Annotated in this window: 17 protein-coding genes; 10 read left to right on the top strand and 7 right to left on the bottom strand. The window is 38.1% G+C overall.

The window, feature by feature from the left end:
• Positions 1-13 precede the first annotated feature (13 nt).
• The 5 genes from AS4_RS04975 (at position 14) to AS4_RS04955 (ending at position 6,736) form a co-directional block, all read left to right on the top strand.
• Positions 14-3,193, top strand: a complete 3,180-nt coding sequence (locus tag AS4_RS04975) for an efflux RND transporter permease subunit (protein ID WP_096733404.1) — start codon at positions 14-16, stop codon at positions 3,191-3,193.
• Positions 3,193-4,653 (top strand): multidrug efflux RND transporter AdeIJK outer membrane channel subunit AdeK, encoded by a 1,461-nt coding sequence (gene adeK / locus AS4_RS04970; protein WP_004722574.1) that lies wholly within the window; start codon positions 3,193-3,195, stop codon positions 4,651-4,653. The genes AS4_RS04975 and adeK overlap by 1 nt, the downstream gene beginning before the upstream one ends.
• A 103-nt stretch (positions 4,654-4,756) precedes the next feature.
• Positions 4,757-5,107, top strand: a complete 351-nt coding sequence (locus AS4_RS04965) for a YbjQ family protein (RefSeq protein WP_004819546.1) — start codon at positions 4,757-4,759, stop codon at positions 5,105-5,107.
• Between the two features lie 9 nt (positions 5,108-5,116).
• On the top strand, positions 5,117-5,545 hold the full coding sequence (locus tag AS4_RS04960) for a YbjQ family protein (protein ID WP_096733403.1): 429 nt from the start codon (positions 5,117-5,119) through the stop codon (positions 5,543-5,545).
• 159 nt (positions 5,546-5,704) lie between these two features.
• The gene (locus AS4_RS04955; protein ID WP_096733402.1) at positions 5,705-6,736 is read left to right on the top strand and encodes an agmatine deiminase family protein; all 1,032 of its coding nucleotides are present in this window, start codon (positions 5,705-5,707) and stop codon (positions 6,734-6,736) included.
• Between the two features lie 133 nt (positions 6,737-6,869).
• Here AS4_RS04955 and AS4_RS04950 read toward each other — a convergent pair whose 3' ends face one another.
• The 3 genes from AS4_RS04950 to AS4_RS04940 all read right to left on the bottom strand — a co-directional run bounded on the left by AS4_RS04950 (position 6,870) and on the right by AS4_RS04940 (position 9,311).
• Positions 6,870-7,625 carry a PA3715 family protein gene (locus AS4_RS04950; protein ID WP_096733401.1) on the bottom strand — a complete coding sequence of 252 codons (756 nt, stop codon included), beginning with the start codon at positions 7,623-7,625 and terminating at the stop codon, positions 6,870-6,872.
• A gap of 113 nt (positions 7,626-7,738) precedes the next feature.
• A complete protein-coding gene (locus AS4_RS04945) occupies positions 7,739-8,536 on the bottom strand; it encodes an SDR family NAD(P)-dependent oxidoreductase (RefSeq protein ID WP_004722584.1) in 798 nt (265 codons plus the stop codon).
• Between the two features lie 79 nt (positions 8,537-8,615).
• Positions 8,616-9,311 carry a hypothetical protein gene (locus AS4_RS04940; protein WP_096733400.1) on the bottom strand — a complete coding sequence of 232 codons (696 nt, stop codon included), beginning with the start codon at positions 9,309-9,311 and terminating at the stop codon, positions 8,616-8,618.
• A gap of 349 nt (positions 9,312-9,660) precedes the next feature.
• On the opposite strand from AS4_RS04940, the gene AS4_RS04935 reads away from it, so the two are divergent.
• Together AS4_RS04935 and AS4_RS04930 are read left to right on the top strand one after the other, a co-directional pair.
• Positions 9,661-12,555 carry a valine--tRNA ligase gene (locus AS4_RS04935; RefSeq protein ID WP_096733399.1) on the top strand — a complete coding sequence of 965 codons (2,895 nt, stop codon included), beginning with the start codon at positions 9,661-9,663 and terminating at the stop codon, positions 12,553-12,555.
• Between the two features lie 71 nt (positions 12,556-12,626).
• Positions 12,627-13,055, top strand: a complete 429-nt coding sequence (locus AS4_RS04930) for an SMI1/KNR4 family protein (protein ID WP_096733398.1) — start codon at positions 12,627-12,629, stop codon at positions 13,053-13,055.
• Between the two features lie 32 nt (positions 13,056-13,087).
• Here the strand turns inward: AS4_RS04930 and AS4_RS04925 are convergent, their stop codons facing one another.
• The 3 genes from AS4_RS04925 to AS4_RS04910 all read right to left on the bottom strand — a co-directional run bounded on the left by AS4_RS04925 (position 13,088) and on the right by AS4_RS04910 (position 16,281).
• Positions 13,088-14,053: a hypothetical protein gene (locus AS4_RS04925; protein ID WP_096733397.1), complete on the bottom strand. Its 966-nt coding sequence runs from the start codon at positions 14,051-14,053 to the stop codon at positions 13,088-13,090.
• Positions 14,054-14,417: 364 nt separating this feature from the next.
• On the bottom strand, positions 14,418-15,137 hold the full coding sequence (locus AS4_RS04915) for a carbonic anhydrase (RefSeq protein WP_034616171.1): 720 nt from the start codon (positions 15,135-15,137) through the stop codon (positions 14,418-14,420).
• A gap of 301 nt (positions 15,138-15,438) precedes the next feature.
• Positions 15,439-16,281 carry an SDR family NAD(P)-dependent oxidoreductase gene (locus AS4_RS04910; protein ID WP_406565191.1) on the bottom strand — a complete coding sequence of 281 codons (843 nt, stop codon included), beginning with the start codon at positions 16,279-16,281 and terminating at the stop codon, positions 15,439-15,441.
• 154 nt (positions 16,282-16,435) lie between these two features.
• On the opposite strand from AS4_RS04910, the gene AS4_RS04905 reads away from it, so the two are divergent.
• Positions 16,436-17,044 (top strand): hypothetical protein, encoded by a 609-nt coding sequence (locus tag AS4_RS04905; RefSeq protein ID WP_096733395.1) that lies wholly within the window; start codon positions 16,436-16,438, stop codon positions 17,042-17,044.
• Between the two features lie 2 nt (positions 17,045-17,046).
• On the opposite strand, the gene AS4_RS04900 is transcribed toward AS4_RS04905, so the two are convergent.
• Positions 17,047-17,661, bottom strand: a complete 615-nt coding sequence (locus AS4_RS04900) for a hypothetical protein (protein WP_227548128.1) — start codon at positions 17,659-17,661, stop codon at positions 17,047-17,049.
• Positions 17,662-17,900: 239 nt separating this feature from the next.
• Here AS4_RS04900 and AS4_RS04895 point away from each other — a divergent pair, with 239 nt between their 5' ends.
• Both AS4_RS04895 and AS4_RS04890 read left to right on the top strand, forming a co-directional pair.
• Positions 17,901-18,386 (top strand): hypothetical protein, encoded by a 486-nt coding sequence (locus tag AS4_RS04895; protein WP_096733393.1) that lies wholly within the window; start codon positions 17,901-17,903, stop codon positions 18,384-18,386.
• Positions 18,387-18,705: 319 nt separating this feature from the next.
• On the top strand, positions 18,706-19,893 hold the full coding sequence (locus tag AS4_RS04890) for an ammonium transporter (protein ID WP_096733392.1): 1,188 nt from the start codon (positions 18,706-18,708) through the stop codon (positions 19,891-19,893).
• The last annotated feature ends 208 nt before the right edge of the window (positions 19,894-20,101 follow it).

Here is a 20,101-nt window from a genome sequence, read left to right as displayed (position 1 = left end):
GGGGTAGACGAATATGGCTCAATTTTTTATTCATCGCCCCATTTTTGCGTGGGTGATTGCACTGGTAATTATGTTGGCGGGTATTCTGACGCTGACAAAAATGCCTGTTGCTCAGTATCCAACAATTGCTCCGCCTGTGGTGACAATTTCTGCAACTTATCCTGGTGCTTCTGCACAAACTGTTGAGAACACGGTAACTCAGATCATTGAACAACAAATGAATGGTCTAGATGGTTTACGTTATATCTCATCGAACAGTGCGGGTAATGGTCAAGCATCAATCAACCTGAATTTTGAACAAGGTATTGATCCAGACATTGCACAGGTTCAAGTACAGAACAAATTACAATCAGCGACTGCACTATTACCTGAAGATGTACAACGTCAAGGGATAAAAGTGACCAAATCTGGCGCGAGTTTTATGCAAGTACTTGCATTTTATTCACCAGATGGCAGCCTGTCTGGGGCTGACATTAAAGACTATGTAAACTCAAATATTTCTGAACCACTCAGTCGTGTTGCAGGTGTAGGTGAAATTCAAGTCTTTGGTGGTCAATATGCAATGCGTATCTGGCTAGACCCAGCTAAAATGACCAGTTTGCAAGTTACACCAAGTGACATTGCTGCTGCCATTCGTGCGCAAAACTCACAAGTGGCTGTAGGTCAATTGGGTGGTGCTCCAGCAGTGCAAGGTCAAGTCCTCAATGCGACTGTCAATGCACAAAGCATGTTGACGACACCTGAACAGTTTAAAAACATTTTCCTGAAAAATACTGCTTCGGGTGCTCAGGTTCGTTTAAGTGATGTTGCACGTGTAGAACTCGGCTCAGATAACTACCAATTTGATTCTAAATTTAATGGTAAGCCTGCTGGCGGTGTAGCGATTAAATTGGCAACAGGTGCAAATGCACTTGATACAGCCGCTGCTGTAGAAAAACGCCTCACTGAACTCCGTAAAAACTACCCAGATGGTCTGAAAGATAAGCTTGCTTATGACACCACACCATTTATCAAACTTTCAATTGAAAGTGTGGTACATACGTTAATTGAAGCAATCGTTCTTGTATTCTTTGTGATGTTCTTGTTCTTACAGAACTGGCGCGCAACGATTATCCCAACAATGGCAGTTCCTGTGGTTGTACTGGGGACCTTTGCGGTTATTAACATTTTCGGATTCTCAATCAATACCTTAACCATGTTCGCCATGGTACTGGCAATTGGTCTATTGGTCGATGATGCCATCGTTGTGGTTGAGAACGTCGAACGGGTGATGCAAGAAGAGCATACGGGTCCAGTTGAAGCCACTGAAAAGTCGATGAAACAAATTTCAGGTGCTTTGGTGGGTATTACCAGCGTATTGACTGCCGTATTTGTGCCTATGGCATTCTTCGGGGGTACTACAGGGGTAATTTACCGTCAGTTCTCGATCACGCTCGTTACAGCAATGGTTTTATCATTAATCGTTGCTTTAACTTTTACCCCTGCGCTTTGTGCGACATTGTTAAAACAGCATGATCCAAATCAAGAACCAAGCAATAACATTTTTGCGCGTTTCTTCCGTTGGTTTAACCGTAGCTTTGATAAAGTAGCTGAGAAATACCAAGGTGGTGTCAATCGTATGACCCATCATAAGATCTTCTCTGGCGTGATCTACGTTGCTGTAATTGTTGCCTTAGTCGGACTGTATAAAATGCTCCCCTCTTCTTTCCTACCAGAAGAAGACCAAGGGATGGTTATGACATTGGTTCAGTTACCACCAAGTGCCAGCCTTGAACGGACAGATAAAGTCATCACAACCATGACCGATTACTTCTTAAACAAGGAAAAAGCAAACGTAGATACTATATTTACAGTTTCTGGTTTCTCGTTTACTGGGGTTGGACAAAATGCTGGTTTAGCGTTTATGAAGTTGAAAGACTGGAGTGAACGTACCACACCTGAATCACAAATTGGCGCCATTATCCAACGTGGTATGGCACTGAATATGATTGTCAAAGATGCATCTTACATCATGCCATTGCAATTACCAGCAATGCCAGAATTAGGTGTTTCATCAGGTTTTGACATCCAATTAAAAGATGCAAGTGGTCAAGGCCATGAGAAATTGGTTGCTGCACGTAATGCTGTTTTAGGTATGGCTTCTCAAGACAAACGTCTTGCTGGTGTTCGTCCAAATGGTCAAGAAGATACACCTCAATATCAAATCAACGTTGACCAAGCGCAAGCTGGTGCAATGGGGGTTAGTATTGCGGATATTAATTCAACCATGAGCATGGCTTGGGGTGGTTCTTATATCAATGACTTCGTTGACCGTGGTCGTGTGAAAAAAGTTTATGTTCAAGGTGAATCAAACGCTCGTATGATGCCTGAAGACTTAAACAAGTGGTATGTACGTAACAATAGCGGCACTATGGTTCCATTCTCTGCATTTGCAACAGGCCAATGGACTTATGGTTCACCTCGTCTCGAGCGTTATAACGGTGTAGCTTCTGCGAACATTCAAGGTACACCAGCACCGGGCGTAAGTTCGGGAGATGCGATGCTTGCTATGGAAGAAATTATTGGTAAGTTACCATCTATGGGCTTAACAGGTTTCGACTATGAATGGACGGGTCTGTCTTTAGAAGAACGTGAATCTGGCAGTCAAACTGTTCCACTTTTAATTCTTTCATTGCTTATTGTGTTCCTTTGCCTTTCAGCTTTATATGAAAGTTGGTCTATCCCTGTTTCAGTATTGCTGGTCGTACCATTAGGTGTTATTGGTGCATTTACCTTAACTTGGTTGGGCATGGTCATCAAAGGTGATCCTAACTTATCATTTAACATCTACTTCCAAGTCGCAATCGTTGCAGTCATCGGTTTGTCTGCAAAAAATGCGATTTTGATTGTAGAGTTTGCAAAAGAGTTGCAAGAACAAGGCGAAGAATTGTTTGAAGCGACATTGCATGCTGCAAAAATGCGTTTACGTCCAATTATCATGACAACATTAGCGTTCGGTTTCGGTGTATTGCCACTTGCTTTATCAAGCGGTGCTGGTGCTGGTAGCCAACACTCAGTCGGTTATGGTGTATTGGGTGGTGTAATTAGCTCAACACTTTTAGGTATCTTCTTTATTCCTGTGTTCTTCGTATGGATTCGTAGTATCTTTAAGTACAAACCTAAAAATCAAAATATTCAGGAGCATAAATCGTGATGCAAAAAGTATGGTCTATTTCAGGTCGTAGCATTGCGGTATCTGCACTTGCGCTTGCTTTGACAGCATGTCAAAGCATGCGTGGCCCAGAACCCGTAGCTCAGGCGAACATACCAACTGGTTATATTCAAAATAACGGTGGTACATCTATTGCTGAACAAGGTTATAAAGAGTTTTTTGCAGATCAACGCTTACTTCAAGTGCTTGATCTTGCTTTAGCCAATAACCGTGATTTACGTACAGCAACATTGAACATTCAACGTGCTCAACAAGCCTATCAAATCACTGAAAACAATCAGCTACCAACGATTGGTGCAAGTGGCGGTCTGTTACGTCAAGATCAAGGTGTAGGTGCTCAAACACGTTATAATGTTGGTCTTGGTGTAACTGCTTATGAGTTAGACTTCTGGGGTCGGGTAAAAAGTTTAAAAGACAATGCGCTTGATACTTATTTATCGACTGCAAGTGCTCGTGATGCAACACAAATCAGCTTAATTAGCCAAGTTGCACAAGCTTGGTTAAATTATTCATTTGCCAGCGCACAACTTAAGCTTGCTGACCAAACATTAAAAGCGCAGCTTGACTCTTATAACCTCAACAAAAAGCGTTTTGATGTCGGTATCGACAGTGAAGTGCCTGTTCGTCAGGCTCAGATTTCTGTTGAAACCGCACGTAATGATGTTGCCAATTATAAGACTCAAATTGCACAAGCTCAGAACTTGCTCAATCTGCTTGTTGGACAATCAGTTCCAGATAATTTATTGCCTACACAACGTGTAACGCGTATTACCTCGAATGCTGCGTTCGCATCTGGTTTACCAAGTGACTTGCTGAACAACCGTCCAGACGTAAAAGCGGCTGAATACCAACTTTCTGCTGCTGGTGCGAATATCGGTGCTGCGAAAGCGCGCTTATTCCCAACCATCAGTTTGACGGGTACTGCGGGTTATGCATCTACTGATTTAAGTGATTTATTTAAATCAGGTGCTTTCGTTTGGTCTCTAGGTCCTAGTCTTGATATTCCATTATGGGATTGGGGCACACGTAAAGCGAACATTAAGATTTCAGAAACAGATCAACAAATTGCGTTATCTGACTATGAAAAATCAATCCAATCTGCTTTCCGTGAAGTCAACGATGCATTAGCGACTCGCCAAAATATTGGTGATCGCCTTTCTGCTCAAAAGCGTTTAGTTGATGCAACTAATACAACCTATAAACTTTCAAATGCCCGCTTCCGTGCTGGTATTGATAGTTATTTAACTGTTTTAGATGCTCAACGTACTTCTTACTCTGCTGAACAAGGTTTATTGCTATTAGAGCAAGCAAACTTAAACAATCAGGTAGAAGTTTATAAGACTCTTGGTGGTGGTCTAAAAGCCAACACTGCGGATCAAATTGCACAACCGGCCTCTTCATCTGAATTGAAATATCATTCAAAAGATAAAAAAGTCAGTTAATCTCAGTTTGATGATCAAAGCTCACTTCGGTGGGCTTTTTTTATTGCTTTTTGATGGATAATTTCCTATGTTTGAAGCAAGACATCATCAATGAATATTTAAAATGAAACTCAGTAATTTAGAAACTGTTCCAGCACATGTCATAAAGCAACAACTCGATGTCGTTTATGGAAGTACCGTCCGTAGCAAACATGTTGGACGTGACTTTATGGCTGGTCTAAAAAATATTGTCGGTGGTGAACTCAAAGGCTATACCGAGTTATTAGAAGAATCACGCCAAGAAGCCATGAATCGTATGATTGAAAAAGCACATGGTTTAGGTGCCAATGCAATTGTTGGAATCCGTTTTTCCACCTCTAATATTGCGCAAGGCGCATCAGAACTTTTTGTCTATGGTACTGCGGTCATTGTTGAACCGACCACAACTCAACTCCCTGACCCATTTTCAAAATAGGCGAAACAGATGGATGGTTTAATTTTTAAAATTGGGCTCACACTGGTTCTGTTTTTTATTGGTTGGGGTTTTGGACGTTTTATCGAACAAAAGCATTTAAAACAATTGACAGACAATGAACAACGGCTTGCTCATATTCGTATTGATACCAATAAGTTCCAAGTCTCTGAAAATCATGGACAACTGATCAGTAGTAATGTGGTGATTTCGCATGATTATTTTAAATATATTATCGCGCAAATTCAGAACTTCTTTGGTGGTCGTTTAACCACATATGAAAGTGTCGTAGAACGTGCACGTCGAGAAGCGATTGTTAGATTAAAACAGGAAGCTGAAAATATTGGAGCAACGCATATCATGGGCTTACGCTTAAGTACCACAGAACTCAGTATGCAAGGTGGAATGGTTGAAGTCTTTGCCTATGGAACAGCAACTTAATCTCACTCCTCTTTTTAAATAATCATCATGATTTTTTCATTAGAATACACGATCTTTGTTGGACGGTTTGATTTTGTATTCTGGTGATGTAAAAATCTGGGAATACCTTGACCATAACAAAAATGAAAGAATCTTAACTTCATGAACAGGTTAGACATCATGAAAGCTTTAGCACTTAAAATAAGTATCGGATTACTGTCTATGCTTCCATTCACAATAAATGCAGAATTGATTGTATTGGCTTCACCACAAAGTCAGGATAAATACTATGCAGAAAAAATCGATGATATTTTTGATTTTCACGTCGATTATGCAAAGAAAATTATTCAAAACGGTGACAATGTGATGATCTTAACCGATCAACAACTTTACCCTGATTATGTCAAAGCATTGGGTAAACAGCATGTCACCATCGCACCTATGCAAGATATTTGGATGCGTGATTTCAGTAGTGCCAATCCCAATCAACCAGTTCTTTTTCGTTATACTGCGGCAGGACAAGGCGGAACCAAAAAAGCCCAAACCATCTCTGATGATGTTCAAGCAGACTTTAAAGCCTATAGCCAAAAGGCTGGTTTAAAATTTACCCAGACCCAACTGCTCAATGATGGTGGTAATTGGGTTGAAGATGGTTATGGCAATGTTGTGTTAAGCACCAAGTTCTTAGCTGACAATCATTTAACCGAAACACAAGCTAGAGCACAGCTGATCCGTTTGACAGGTGCGAAACATATTGCATTTATTGAAGCGGATGAACAAGGTGGTTTAGAACATGCGGATGGTGTCGTAAGCTTTATAGATCAGAATACTTTAGTGATTAACACCTATCCTGAAGACCCCGACTACGCCAAACAGTTAAAAACTGATTTAAAACGCGGTATTCCAAATATCAAAATTCATGAAATCACCACACCTTATGATGGCAGTGAAATTTATGATGAAAAATTTGGTTCTGCTTGTGGTTTATATACCAATATGCTGGTTACGCCTGAACGTATTTATTTTCCGCAATTTGGTATTAAACAAGATGCACTGGCATTACAGCAAATTCGTCGTCTAACCAAACGAACTGTCATTCCAATTCACTCTGCACAAGTGTGCCATATGGGCGGTGGAGTACGCTGTATGTCATGGCAATTAAGGGGCAAAAATGCTGAATTGTTATTAAACTACTTCAATAGAATACATTAAGCATTCGATTTTTACCCTTTCAAATATCCTATTATTTTAAAAGCATTCATCTTTTAGCTCACTGCTATTTTTACTCGCGAACGAGAAGATGAATGTTCAATAATCAACATTACTATCCAACTGCTTATATTGCCTATCGGTACTGATATTCATCTTTAAAGCTTTTAGGAAATTGATATTTTTTCCCATCAAATTTTAAAACAAACCGTTGTTGCGATGAGTGATGATTAACTTCTTGGCAATCTTCGTTTATCACTTGCATCTGGTAGCGTTTAATTTTGCTATTGACCAAAATATCCGTATATTTCTTGGTTTGGGTTGACTGCATGACTAAGGTTGAAGCGCGTTCTTCAATATCTGCATTACACTGCATATCTGTTTCTGCCCGATCACGTTCAACTATCAGGCTATCTAAGATTTGCTTTTTATTTTTTAAGTCATATAAATTTAACACTTGCATAGAAAAAGGAAAGGGTTGTGAGTGACCTGAGTAATTTAATCTTAAACCCAAAGCTCGATTTGAATCAGTGACTTTATAATTTGCTGTATCGAGCTGGATTGAATTTAAGCTAATTGCATCCGAAACCATACGTTCTGCAACAACATAGTGATAAACAAGCTTTAAATTTTTTGGATTAAACTTAAATAAATTTAAAGCATAATCGCCTTCTTCTGGATGACCTTTTACAGGAATCCATTGCGCATAAGCCATGATCATATTTGAATTATCGACCGGATCGAGTTTACAGTCGATTAAAGACTGTTCAAGCTTTACAATTTTAGCCTGCTTCAATATTTGCGCGACAACTTGAGTATCATCACAAATATTTGCATAAACAGCACTGATCAATAGGAATTGTAGACTGATGATTTTAAAAATTATTTTCATTAGATTTCACATGGTTTTTTGTGCTTATAGATAGAGACGGAACATATTAAGAAAAAGCGCTTATAAATTTTATAAACGCCTTATCAATACATGCAAAATTTATGAATTTTCGATCACTTTACTTTCATCTTACGAATCATTTTATAAAGTGTCGATGGCGATAGACGAGAAACCAACACACCCAGTTTTTCTTTGCGCCCACCCACGACAATATATTCTTGACCCTTTAATAAAGCGGAAACTGTTTTCTGCGCAAAATCATCAGCTTCTAAACCATTTTCAATGGCTTCATCCTGATGTGCCTGTGCTTTTCCTGCACCATTTAAGGCATTGAAAGATACATTGGTTTTCACAAAACCAGGGAAAATAACAGAAACATTGACACCATCTTGTGCCACTTCTGCGCGTAAACTGTTTGCCCACATATGAATCGCTGCTTTTGCTGCAGAGTAAGATGCCCGATATTGCGTCCCCAATAAGCCTGCAACGCTAGAAATATACGCAATTCGCCCAGATTTTTGAGCTAAAAAGGTTGGTAAAACCAATTTGGTTAAAAACACTTGAGAGAAGTAATCAATTTCCATAATCGCACGTTCAGTTTGCATTGTGGTATCAGCAATCAACGCTCTTTGGCTTAAGCCCGCATTGTTGATCAACCAATCAATACGCCCTTTTTCATCTAAGACTTGTTCATAGGCATGGCGTACTTGCGCTTCATCAGTAATATCCATTGCCACGGAAATATGATGATCTGGGTTAAGAAGACTTATACGAACTTTTTCAAGTTCTTCTAAACGTCTTGCGCTTAAAACCACTTGTGCACCTTGCAAAGCACATTCAGCAGCCAAGGCTTTACCAATCCCTGAAGATGCGCCTGTAATCCAAACCACCTTTCCTTCTAAGCTTTCCATTTTATTATGCTCTTGAATATGGTGAATAAATATTAGACCACGTGACGCACCAAATCAATCAAACCTCCGTTTTTAGAGATTAAGCCTCAACTAAAAACTTTTTAAAGTGCACTGCATAATGTTGCGCCTTTTCTACATTGCGGGGATTGTATTCATCGCCAACTTTTTCTAAGCGCTTATAGCCTGTACTGGTGATCATATTGATCACACCATTTAAAGTTTTATCGACCACAAAGTTAAATTTTAATAAAGTCTTAGGATCACGGATAAACTCTGAGACACCGAGGTCAATAATTTTAACCAAGTTTTTCAGTGTCACTGGCAAAGCGCTGGTATCTCCTTGAATGACTTTTTGAATATTGCTGGTCGCTTCTTCCCCTAGGCTACGGTCTAATTGGTAATACATCACCACTTCAGTTGCATCTGAATCTTCAAATTTTTTAAGAATATGGTTTGCCACAGGTTTTAGACGATCATTACTAAAAAAAGAAATCGACCACGGCATATATTTTTTTAATGCCCCTTCAATCTGATCAAAAATCTGTTCAGCTTCTTTAAGCTTTTTCTTGCCTGTCACATCTAGTGCGTCATTTTTACGTTGTTCATCAAGTAAGGTTCCAAATACCTGATCTAAAACTTGGCATGACATTTCAGTAAAGACATTGCCTAATTGTTTTGCCAGATCTTTTTTTTCTCCATGATTCAAACTTTGAGTAATGCTTTTTAACTCTTGGTACGTCTGCTGTTTAATCAATAAATCGATTTTATACTGCATTGTTATCTGTCCTTTTGTTGTTTTGTCCTATTCAGTATTGATCTTAGCAAAACTTGAAATATCTTGCATTGTCTTTAACTGCTGCTATTTGTTGAATATAAACAACAAATACTCTTAATAAATCAAATATCTAAAACACGCATTTGTAAATATGACTCAGTTAAAACCTCACAATATCCAACATTTGTCATATTTAAGATCAATAAGAGCAACAAATGCATCTTGTATTTTCGTGATTTGCTTGCTGCATTTAATTCAAGGTAAATATGCCATAACAGGAATCAACATTCCTAATGAATATTTGCTACAATGAATGCAATTTTTTACTTACTTTTGATCTGTTTTTACTATGACTGATTCAGCGCAAAATATTGCTACAACCTACGATCCTACCGAGATCGAGAAAAAATGGTACAAGACTTGGGAAGAGAAAGGTTATTTCCAACCGTCTCGTAAAGGCGATTCATTCTGTATCATGATTCCGCCACCGAACGTCACGGGTAGCTTGCACATGGGTCATGGTTTTAACAATGCCATTATGGATGCCTTGACACGTTACAATCGTATGTCTGGTAAAAATACTTTATGGCAACCAGGTACTGACCATGCGGGTATTGCAACGCAAATGGTAGTTGAGCGTCAATTGGCAGCTCAAGACATTAGTCGTCATGACTTAGGTCGTGAAAAATTCATCGATAAAATTTGGGAATGGAAAGAACAATCTGGCGGTACAATTACCCGTCAAATTCGTCGTCTTGGCTCGTCCGTAGATTGGTCACGTGAACGTTTCACCATGGATGATGGCCTTTCAAATGCTGTTAAAGAAGTCTTTGTAAAACTGCATGAACAAGGTTTGATTTACCGTGGCAAACGCTTGGTAAACTGGGACCCTAAACTACAAACTGCACTTTCTGACTTAGAAGTTGAATCAGATAAAGAAGAACAAGGTTCATTGTGGCACTTCAAATACTTCTTTGAGGATAAGTCACTACGTACTCAAGACGGCCACGATTATTTAGTGGTTGCAACCACCCGTCCAGAAACATTACTGGGGGATACTGCTGTTGCAGTTGCTCCAGATGACGAACGTTATGCACACCTTGTCGGTAAAAATATTATCCTGCCGATTACAGGTCGTGCGGTTGCGATTGTTAAAGATGAATATGTTGATAAAGAATTCGGTACAGGCTGTGTAAAAATTACCCCTGCACATGACTTCAATGACTATGAAGTGGGCAAACGTTGTGAACTCGCAATCATCAACATTTTCAACAAAAATGCCGAAGTTTTAGCTGATTTTGAGTTTATCGCAAAAGCTGGCGAAGCGATTTCTAAAACTATCCCAGCACCAGCTGACTATATCGGTTTAGAACGTTTTGCTGCACGTAAAAAATTGGTTGCACAAGCTGAAGCTGAAGGTTGGTTAGACCAAATTCAGCCCTACACGCTGAAACCACCACGCGGTGACCGTTCAGGTGTGATCATTGAACCATTATTGACCGACCAATGGTATGTCAAAATTGCGCCTCTTGCAGAGCCAGCAATCAAAGCAGTAAAAGACGGCGATATCAAATTTGTGCCTGAGCAATACAGCAATATGTATATGGCTTGGATGAACAATATTCAAGACTGGTGTATTTCTCGTCAATTGTGGTGGGGTCACCGTATCCCAGCTTGGTACGATGCAGAAGGCAACATTTATGTTGGTCGTTCTGAAGAAGAAGTTCGTGAAAAAAACAATATCGCTGCTGATATTGAATTAAACCAAGATGAAGATGTACTGGATACATGGTTCTCTTCAGGTCTTTGGACCTTCTCTACACTGGGTTGGACCGGTGATGAAGCAAAAGATAAAGAAAACTATTTCTTAAATACATTCCACCCAACGGATGTATTGGTTACTGGTTTTGACATCATTTTCTTCTGGGTTGCCCGAATGATCATGATGACCATGCACTTCATGAAAAATGAAGATGGTACACCGCAAGTTCCATTTAAAACTGTGTATGTACATGGTTTGGTTCGTGACGGTGAAGGTCAAAAAATGTCTAAATCTAAAGGCAACGTACTTGACCCATTAGATTTAATTGATGGTGTAGATCTTGAAACCTTAGTACAAAAACGTACCACTGGTTTAATGAATCCTAAAGATGCACCAAAAATTGAGAAATCTACGCGTAAAGAATTCCCTGAAGGTATTCAAGCTTACGGTACAGATGCGGTTCGTTTTACTTTCTGCGCACTTGCCAATACAGGCCGTGACATTAAGTTCGATATGAAACGTGTTGAAGGCTATCGTAACTTTGCCAACAAAATCTGGAACGCAACCCGTTTCGTGATGATGAACTGTGAACAACAGCCAATTGGTCAGGAAATCCGTCAAGATCTTTGGGAACTTCCTGAACAGTGGATTGTCAGCCGTTTACAAAAAGCAGAAGCTGCTGTTCAACAAGCGTTTGCAACCTACCGTTTAGATTTAGCAGCTCAAGCGATTTATGAGTTCATCTGGAATGAATACTGTGACTGGTATGTAGAACTGACCAAACCAGTACTGAATGATGAAAACGTATCGGCTGAGCGTAAAGCAGAAGTTCGTCGTGTACTTCTTTCTGTAATGGAAGCGTCTTTACGTCTTGCACATCCAATCATGCCATTCTTAACTGAAGAAATTTGGCAAACCCTTGCACCAATGATTGGTATTAGTGGTGAAACCATCATGCTTGCGCCATACCCTGTTCCGAACCCTGAACGCATCAATGAACAGGCAGAAGCAGATATGCTTGGGCTACAAGGCTTGATTGGTGCTGTACGTAATATTCGTGGCGAAATGGGCTTAGGTAATGCACGTTTATTGCCTGTATTGCTTCAAAACGCGACTGATGCTGAAAAAGCACAAATTGCACGTATTGAACCATTGTTTAAAGCTTTGGCTAAAGTTGAAAGCATTACCTTCTTAACTGATGCTGAGCAACCACCGTTGTCTTCATCTTCTGTTGTTGGTCATGTGTCTGTATTTGTACCAATGAAAGGCTTGATTGATCCAAAAGCAGAACTTGCTCGTTTGCAAAAAGACTTAGACAAGGTTCAAAAACAGCATGACCAAATTGCCTCTAAACTTGCAAATGAGGGCTTTGTGGCTAAAGCACCTGCTGCTGTTGTTGAAGGTGAAAAAGTTAAACTTGCTGAGTTTGTAGATCAGTTAGCCAAGATTAAAGCCAATATGGAACAAATTGCGGCGCTTTAAGCGAAGCTTGCAATTTTGCCTCTAAAGAAGGAAGCTTAATTAAGCTTCCTTCTTTTTTGAGTAAAATAATTATGGTTATTCAAAAATTAAAACAACATTTCATCAATCAAAATGTACGTATCAATCAACCGACTACATTCTTAGAAACTTTAGAATTTGAACAAAAATACGGAGTTAAACTTCCACAAATTTTTAAAGAATATTTTATTTTCTTCAATGGTACAGGTGAAGCCAATTTTGGTGATGAGGGCTATTCTTTCTTTTCTTTAGCTGAATTTAGACCTGTAAAAGATTTAAATGGGACTGAAGACTTTCCTCATGCAAATTGTTTTGTCATTTCAGAATTCTTACTCTGGATGACTGCATATGCAGTAAAACTAGATGAATATGGTAATGAATTCGGCATTTATGAAATCTGTAATACGCATAATAAAGTTTGTAATAGTTTTGAAGAGTTTATCTCAATGATGATCACAAATGATTGTGATCATCATTCATGATTCTAAAAAACGTAATTGAATAATTTCTTGATTTATATCGGGTCAGTATAACTTTCATCAATTTCAAAACCATTTTGTCTCGCTTCTTGCTCTGCTTTGTGGCGAAGTAGTTTCGCCTTTACTTTGTAATCTTCAATTTCATTCACATCATCAAGACCTTCTGGACAATAACTTTTATAAGATAATAAATTATTTGCCTTATTTATTTCGAACGAAACCGAAAATGCATTATCATAAAAAACACTCATATAGATCCCATCTAAATATAGATTAAGATCAATTGCATGAAGATCACCCTCTAAACAATTACAAAATTGTTCAAAAGATAAAATGGATTGATTAGGTAAAATTGTATGCTGTTGCTCTTTTAATAAACGTTCTTCGCATGAAACTGCATATCTAGCATCATGTGGTAAATAATAATTTTTCCATCCCTGTTTAAGTAAGATTGCTAACTTTTGAGTAAATTGCTTATAGGCTTGTTCCAAAGTTGCATTTTCATCACTCCAGCGATCAGAAATATTGTATGAATAAATCTCTCGATCCGCCAAGTAAAAACAACAAAAAAAAGCCTGATCAAAATTTAACGTAACACTCTCTGTAGAAAGCTCTACAGGTACATAGCGGACATCTTCGTCACCATCATGATCATAGACACACCCAAAATCTATAATCAATCGATTAAGCGACTTAGGAGCTTCTTGAATCAATACATCCATTTGTATATTTGAAAGATTAAGTTGATGCTTTAAATCAATCAAACCATCGTCTTTTAAACTCAGTTTTAAAAAGCCAATTTTTTCAGCATCAATCATGTCTTTACGCTTTTCATCTGATTGGACTTTGAAACTTTCAGTCCAATATGTTGATTGCGAATCATTCATTTCTTTTTGATGAGGATAAGACGTATCTTTTGAACTTTTATTATTTTTTATTACGATGACAACAAGAGTGATAAAAATCAACAAAGCCAAAATTATCAACAAATTTAAAATCATAGTACTCACTTTTTATTAAAAAATTTAAATTATCGCAAAATTATAATTTAAATTATTAAAAATAAATATTTGTTTTTTAAAAATATTAATCAGCCTCACCCCAGCCCTCTCCCATAGGGCATTGGTATCTACACATCTTTTTGTAGAGACTCTAATGCAATTTCAGGAGAGGGTTAGGGAGAGGTGTCTTTCAATTCAATACAGATATTCCGTAAACCATCCAACACCGCCTCAGTTTGATTTAACACATCATCATTCCAATAACGAATAACGTTAATGCATAGAAAATAAAAGACTTTTCCTGAGTAAATGCCACAAAAAGAATTAAAAAAAAGTAGATCCTCTGATCTACTTTTACCCTGAATTACTCCAAAATCAACCGCGCACCAATCGGTTGTATCGGGCGATTATTTGGATGTCCCATTAACTCCATAAACGACTCAATTTGCTCACTAGATGCCTGCTGAATTTCCTTAAACACCACCCATCGTACTCCTTCTGAACACGGCGGTGTTGTTAAAGACCCATTAAAACGGTAATACTCTAAGTTATTGGGTAAATAGCTGTCTGCTTTATTTTTTGAATATAGCTGATTACTTTCACCCACTTTTTTTGGCAAAGAATTCCAGATATGTTTTAGTTTTTCATTCTCCAATCCATGTTGAAACATTAATGCGACAACTGCCAATTCACCTTTATCGGAAGCATGCACTAAATGTAATTCCATGGGATAGCTTTGGCCATTAATATTGTTTTCACTTGGACTATGTACATGAAATTGTTCCAGTAAAAATGTCTGTCCATCTAAAACTAAACTTGCTCCTTGATTAAACTCAATCTGCATCGTATGACCAATATTTTGCACAGACTTTGCTGTAGTGTGATAATTAAATTCCAATGGTGGTAAATTCGCAGTCACCGTATCTCGAATATCAATTGGAGATTGATTTATTCCTGCACACGCTTGGTATTGTTGATTTGCACTTGCCCAATCTTTAGGGTTTTGATAATCCCAATCTGATCCTGCCCAAAGTATTGTTGTAGCGCATAGACTAATTATTGTTAAACCGTATTTAATAAACATAAGAGCCTCTTAATTATTCAAATATTTTCAGCACTGAATGCTCTATTTATAAATGCTCTAGTTACTGGTTATATGAAAGGCTGTTGAACTGAAGAGCATGATGTGATGTTGGTAAAATTTTTATTAAGATTTTCTACCAAATCTTATTAGATTATAAGAAATATACTTATCCAAGTTCAAGCCCTTTATTTTTTCCTAAAACAGATGCATGCACTACTCTGTATTTTATAAGTGCGTCATACTGAATTCAGCTTTTTCATTGTTATTTTTCTAATCAAACTCCATATTTAAATCCAAAACACTATTCCTTAAGCTGATCCAAAGCCGTCCCCTGTACAGGATTCCTTTTCCAATAATAAGGTTGGAAAAAACGAAGTAACAAACGCCATGGTGTCATCCAGACAATACGCGCATTGCTCTTCTTATTCTTACTGATGCGTTGCGCCAAATAACCACACACTTTCTCAGGTGAGTCAATCACAAACATAAATAACCATTTCATTTTATGCCAGTTTTTAACTTCACCCTGCTGCCAAGAAGAAATCAATAAATCTGTTGCCACCATTCCGGGGCTGAGCGTACCAATCAAAATATCACTATTCTTGGTTTCTTTATTTAAGGCATGATTCAGGTAAGCAACTGCTCGTTTACTGGTTGCATAAGGCGTCATCCCTACACTCCACTCGCCACGACTGCCCCAACCTTCCATATTAAAAATTTGACCAAAACCTTGCTGCATCATTCCTTTTAAAGCCACTTGCGAACCCAACATTGTTCCAAGCACATTGGTTTTGATTACACTTTCCAAATCTGAGCTGGCAATCTCGGTAAATGCTCTTGCTGCATTACAGGTACCTGCATTGTTAATCCAAACATTGACCTGACCAAACTTTAAAACTGTTTCTTTCCATAAATTGTGTAAATCTTCATATTGAGCCACATCACAAGCCACCCCATAAATTCGATTTGGTGCATAGCGTTGCGCAAAATCTGCAACAACCTGATTTAACTGCGCTGCATTTCGTGCCGAAATCATCACAGACCAACCTAACTTTAAAAAAGCTTCTGCCAGAGCAAAACCAATTCCCCGTGTACCCCCTGTAATCACGACAGACAAAGCTTGATCAGAATTTGATGCGTTCAAAATATTCCCCATTGTGGTGATAAATCAGTATAAACAGCAAACTGGCACATATAAAACACACGACTATATCTCCAATTTAGGACATTGAGCATCAAAAAATCAATTTTTAGGATAGAATCTTCAACATTCAAAATCATTGAATGATTCAAATTATATGAAAAACAAATTTTTATTATGCATCACCCTTATTTTTCTCATTGGATGTCATGAGAATCCCAGCACTTCAACTGAAAGTAAGCCAGCCAAACAAGAAACCTCCCAACCTACTCAAACAAAAGCAGAATCTATTGTAATTGCTGCTCAGCCAGAGCCAGACCACCTTGTCAATAATCCAACACAACGCCCTCAAGGTTATTCAGTCGATACGACATATCTCAAAAAGCCATTACTCATCGATTTTGATGGAGATGGAAAACGAGATGCTTTCCAAGTCTTAAAGAATCCCAATAAAAAAGGTATGAAATATCTGTTTGAATTCCGTATTTCGGACAGTGATAAAGTTTATTACTATCAAAATAATGAAGAAGGTGATGATTTAGATATTTTTGCTACATTCAAGGTCGCACCTAAAACAAATATCTATGTCGATGAAGAATATCGCTTTGGAGAAAATGGCGATATTATTGCTGACGAACAGATAGACCCTAAACATTATTTAAAGTTTAAAGGTGATGGTGTTTCAGTCAATGTCCTCGAAGAAACTTGTGCTGCATCTGCCTTCTTCTTAACAGATGACAAAATTAAACGGATTTATCTCTGTTAAATCTATTTCTCATCCGCAAAAATTGCATTTGCACCAATCACTTTAGAAATCTTCACTTGATCTTGCTTTAACAAAGCATAGATTTTTGCTTTAAGTGTTTCACTAGTAAAAGTTCCGTTTAAATTCAGCAAAATGGGTTCATCACTCAATGAACCTTTGCCGTGATATTCTTGATTAATATCGTTGGTGGTTGCCTGATTGACCACCACAAAATGTCCTGCAATACCAGCGGCTTGACCACAAGCTAAACTTTGTGGTGACCAATCCCCTACTTTCATCTCAGGTTTTAAAGCATAGCCTTTACTTGCTAATATTTTCTTCTGTTGTGCTGTTGCCATGGGAAAATTCAGTATCTTTTGCTGACCTTTCCAGTTTACCGCTAATTGACTGGATAAACATGACGCTCGAAAAGGTCCTGCACTACCTGACTCTGCACCATCATTAGCATCATCGCATTGTGAAATAACTTGAAAAGTTGCTTCTCCACACTGCAACAGTTTAGATTTATAGATTTTATATTGGCTGGGTTGTGCACTCACTGATTCAGCAAAAAGACAGAAACCAAAGAACGCCACCAAATAGACTAAAAAATTGCAATATGTTTTAGACACCATCATTTTTATACACTTCATTCATCGTTTAATCGCAAATTGATTTTATATTAAACATTTATTTACAACTGATTAAATCATACAATAACACACCAACCATTTGAAATTAAAAACAATATAATTTTAATCCCTTTGACATATTGCTTGAATCAGAAGATGAATACAATAGCATGACAACAAAAGCTTGATAAAAATACATATTTTTAAAATAATGTTAATTCAATCACAAAATAATCGATATGATGATGAAAAATATAATAATATTCAGCAGTGGTGTTCTATCACTATTTTTGGCCTCGCTTAATTATGCAGCGGCTCCGCAAGTCCCTGAGGAAACGGCAACACAAATTTTTAAAAGCGCAAAGTTTCAAAAAACCAATCTTGGCTGGGAAAGCCGCTGTAGTCTTGGCAATATCTCCTATTATGGTGACCTTAATAAAGATGGTCGCCCTGATGCTGTTGTAGTCGATGGTGGTGTCGGCTGCTATGCAAACACAGGAATTGGATTTTATATTGTGACCCAACAGACCAATAAACAATGGGTGAGAATATTTAACAGTCATGGAACGCCTGAGTTTCTATCAACTTTAGGAAAGCATGGTTGGCCAGATATTGCCATCAATGACTCAAGTAAATGCTTTGCTGTGTATAAATGGAACGGTCAAAAATTTCAAAGAAACCGTTTCGAATACAAAAATCAAGCTTGCAGTGTGGGTGTTTCCAAAAATTGATCATTAAGTTATTTTTTAATTTTAACTCAATCATTTTATCGGTTTATTTTTAGATTAAAATTTGACAGCGTAGGTTTAAGGTGAAATACAATAAATAAAAATCAATAATTATCAGTATCTTAAAAATAAGCCAGAATATCTTATTGCATCAAGTTAGTGCATAAATTCCAATTTAGTGCATACTTTTGCTTTATATCGAGTCTTAATAATATTTTGAAATTGTTGATCTATTTTTTCATACAGCCAAACACTTCACGGATTCAAATCGTTGGTTATACTTGAACCAATTTGTGACAAATAGCACCAAAAAGAATCGTATATGCAAAATGTTGATCTACTCTTTCTCTTGCTTGGCGCAGTGCTTGTACTCGCTATGCATGCAGGCTTTGCTTTTTTAGAGCTGGGAACAGTTCGCCATAAAAATCAAGTCAATGCACTCAGTAAAATCATTACTGACTTTTCAATCTCAGCAATCGCCTACTTCTTTGTCGGTTATTATATTGCGTATGGGCAACACTTTTTCCATACCGGTGCTACGCTTTCAACTGAGCATGGCTACAATTTGATGCGTTGTTTTTTCCTTTTGACCTTTGCTGCAGCAATTCCCGCCATTGTTTCTGGCGGTATTGCAGAACGTGCCAAAATGCGTTCTCAAGCCATTGCAACTCTATTTATAGTAGCGCTGGTTTATCCTTTTTTTGAAGGGATCGCATGGAATGGTAATCTCGGCCTACAAAAGTGGTTAACGGATACGTTTGGTGCAAGCTTCCATGATTTTGCGGGCTCTGTTGTGGTCCATGCGATGGGCGGCTGGATTGCGCTTGCAGCAGTATTACTACTTGGTGCGCGTAATGGCCGCTATAAAAAGGATGGTCGTGTCAGCGCACATCCACCCTCTTCTATTCCTTTCTTAGCACTCGGTTCTTGGATCTTAATTGTGGGCTGGTTTGGCTTTAATGTCATGAGTGCCCAACGCTTAGATGCAATCTCAGGTTTAGTTGCCATGAACTCACTCATGGCAATGGTAGGTGGCACACTTTCTGCAAATTTCTTTGGAAAAGAAGACCCTGGTTTTTTACATAATGGTCCCTTAGCAGGTTTAGTAGCAATTTGTGCGGGTTCTGATGTGGTTCATCCGATTGGCGCTTTATTTATTGGTATCTGTGCAGGTTTTCTGTTTGTTAAACTGTTTACCTATACACAAAATAAACTCAAGATTGATGATGTACTCGGAGTTTGGCCATTGCATGGGGTTTGTGGTGCATTTGGTGGTATTGCTGTGGGTCTATTTGGTCAGCAATGGTTGGGAGGAATCGGCGGAGTATCTTTGATATCTCAGCTGATAGGTACGCTACTTGCCATTTTACTGGCTTTAGCAGGTGGATTTGCCGTATATGGTATGCTTAAAGCCACTATGGGAATTCGTTTAACACAAGAAGAAGAGTTTCGTGGTGCAGATCTCTCGATTCATAAAATTTCTGCAAACTCTGAAGATGCAATGTTTTAAGCTTTTACAAGGTCCAGTTTTAACTTTATACATTTTGCGGCTGAAAAGCCGCTTTTTTATAGCCTAGAAATGACAATAAAATAATTTTCACCATAAAATTTTAAAATAGAATATCTTCACCTTAAAGACATTGATTCAAAATAGCTATCTTAAAATAATCATAGATATTCTTCTTCCGTATCGCCGCCCAATAATAAGACTGCTCATT

Origin of the sequence: Acinetobacter guillouiae (genome assembly GCF_002370525.2) — a bacterium.
GTDB lineage: Bacteria > Pseudomonadota > Gammaproteobacteria > Pseudomonadales > Moraxellaceae > Acinetobacter > Acinetobacter guillouiae.
Note: the sequence above shows the minus strand (reverse complement) of the source record. Positions and strands in the feature narration are given on the sequence as shown.

What these genes read in the sequence shown, in the direction of transcription:
- AS4_RS04905 (WP_096733395.1), top strand. Translation starts at nt 16,436, where the DNA reads ATGAAAAACAAATTTTTATTATGCATCACCCTTATTTTTCTCATTGGA.
- AS4_RS04950 (WP_096733401.1), bottom strand. Translation starts at nt 7,625, where the DNA reads ATGAAAATAATTTTTAAAATCATCAGTCTACAATTCCTATTGATCAGT.
- AS4_RS04895 (WP_096733393.1), top strand. Translation starts at nt 17,901, where the DNA reads ATGAAAAATATAATAATATTCAGCAGTGGTGTTCTATCACTATTTTTG.
- AS4_RS04925 (WP_096733397.1), bottom strand. Translation starts at nt 14,053, where the DNA reads ATGATTTTAAATTTGTTGATAATTTTGGCTTTGTTGATTTTTATCACT.
- AS4_RS04900 (WP_227548128.1), bottom strand. Translation starts at nt 17,661, where the DNA reads ATGATGGTGTCTAAAACATATTGCAATTTTTTAGTCTATTTGGTGGCG.
- adeK (WP_004722574.1), top strand. Translation starts at nt 3,193, where the DNA reads ATGCAAAAAGTATGGTCTATTTCAGGTCGTAGCATTGCGGTATCTGCA.
- AS4_RS04935 (WP_096733399.1), top strand. Translation starts at nt 9,661, where the DNA reads ATGACTGATTCAGCGCAAAATATTGCTACAACCTACGATCCTACCGAG.
- AS4_RS04960 (WP_096733403.1), top strand. Translation starts at nt 5,117, where the DNA reads ATGGATGGTTTAATTTTTAAAATTGGGCTCACACTGGTTCTGTTTTTT.
- AS4_RS04945 (WP_004722584.1), bottom strand. Translation starts at nt 8,536, where the DNA reads ATGGAAAGCTTAGAAGGAAAGGTGGTTTGGATTACAGGCGCATCTTCA.
- AS4_RS04915 (WP_034616171.1), bottom strand. Translation starts at nt 15,137, where the DNA reads ATGTTTATTAAATACGGTTTAACAATAATTAGTCTATGCGCTACAACA.
- AS4_RS04930 (WP_096733398.1), top strand. Translation starts at nt 12,627, where the DNA reads ATGGTTATTCAAAAATTAAAACAACATTTCATCAATCAAAATGTACGT.
- AS4_RS04890 (WP_096733392.1), top strand. Translation starts at nt 18,706, where the DNA reads ATGCAAAATGTTGATCTACTCTTTCTCTTGCTTGGCGCAGTGCTTGTA.
- AS4_RS04975 (WP_096733404.1), top strand. Translation starts at nt 14, where the DNA reads ATGGCTCAATTTTTTATTCATCGCCCCATTTTTGCGTGGGTGATTGCA.
- AS4_RS04940 (WP_096733400.1), bottom strand. Translation starts at nt 9,311, where the DNA reads ATGCAGTATAAAATCGATTTATTGATTAAACAGCAGACGTACCAAGAG.
- AS4_RS04955 (WP_096733402.1), top strand. Translation starts at nt 5,705, where the DNA reads ATGAAAGCTTTAGCACTTAAAATAAGTATCGGATTACTGTCTATGCTT.
- AS4_RS04965 (WP_004819546.1), top strand. Translation starts at nt 4,757, where the DNA reads ATGAAACTCAGTAATTTAGAAACTGTTCCAGCACATGTCATAAAGCAA.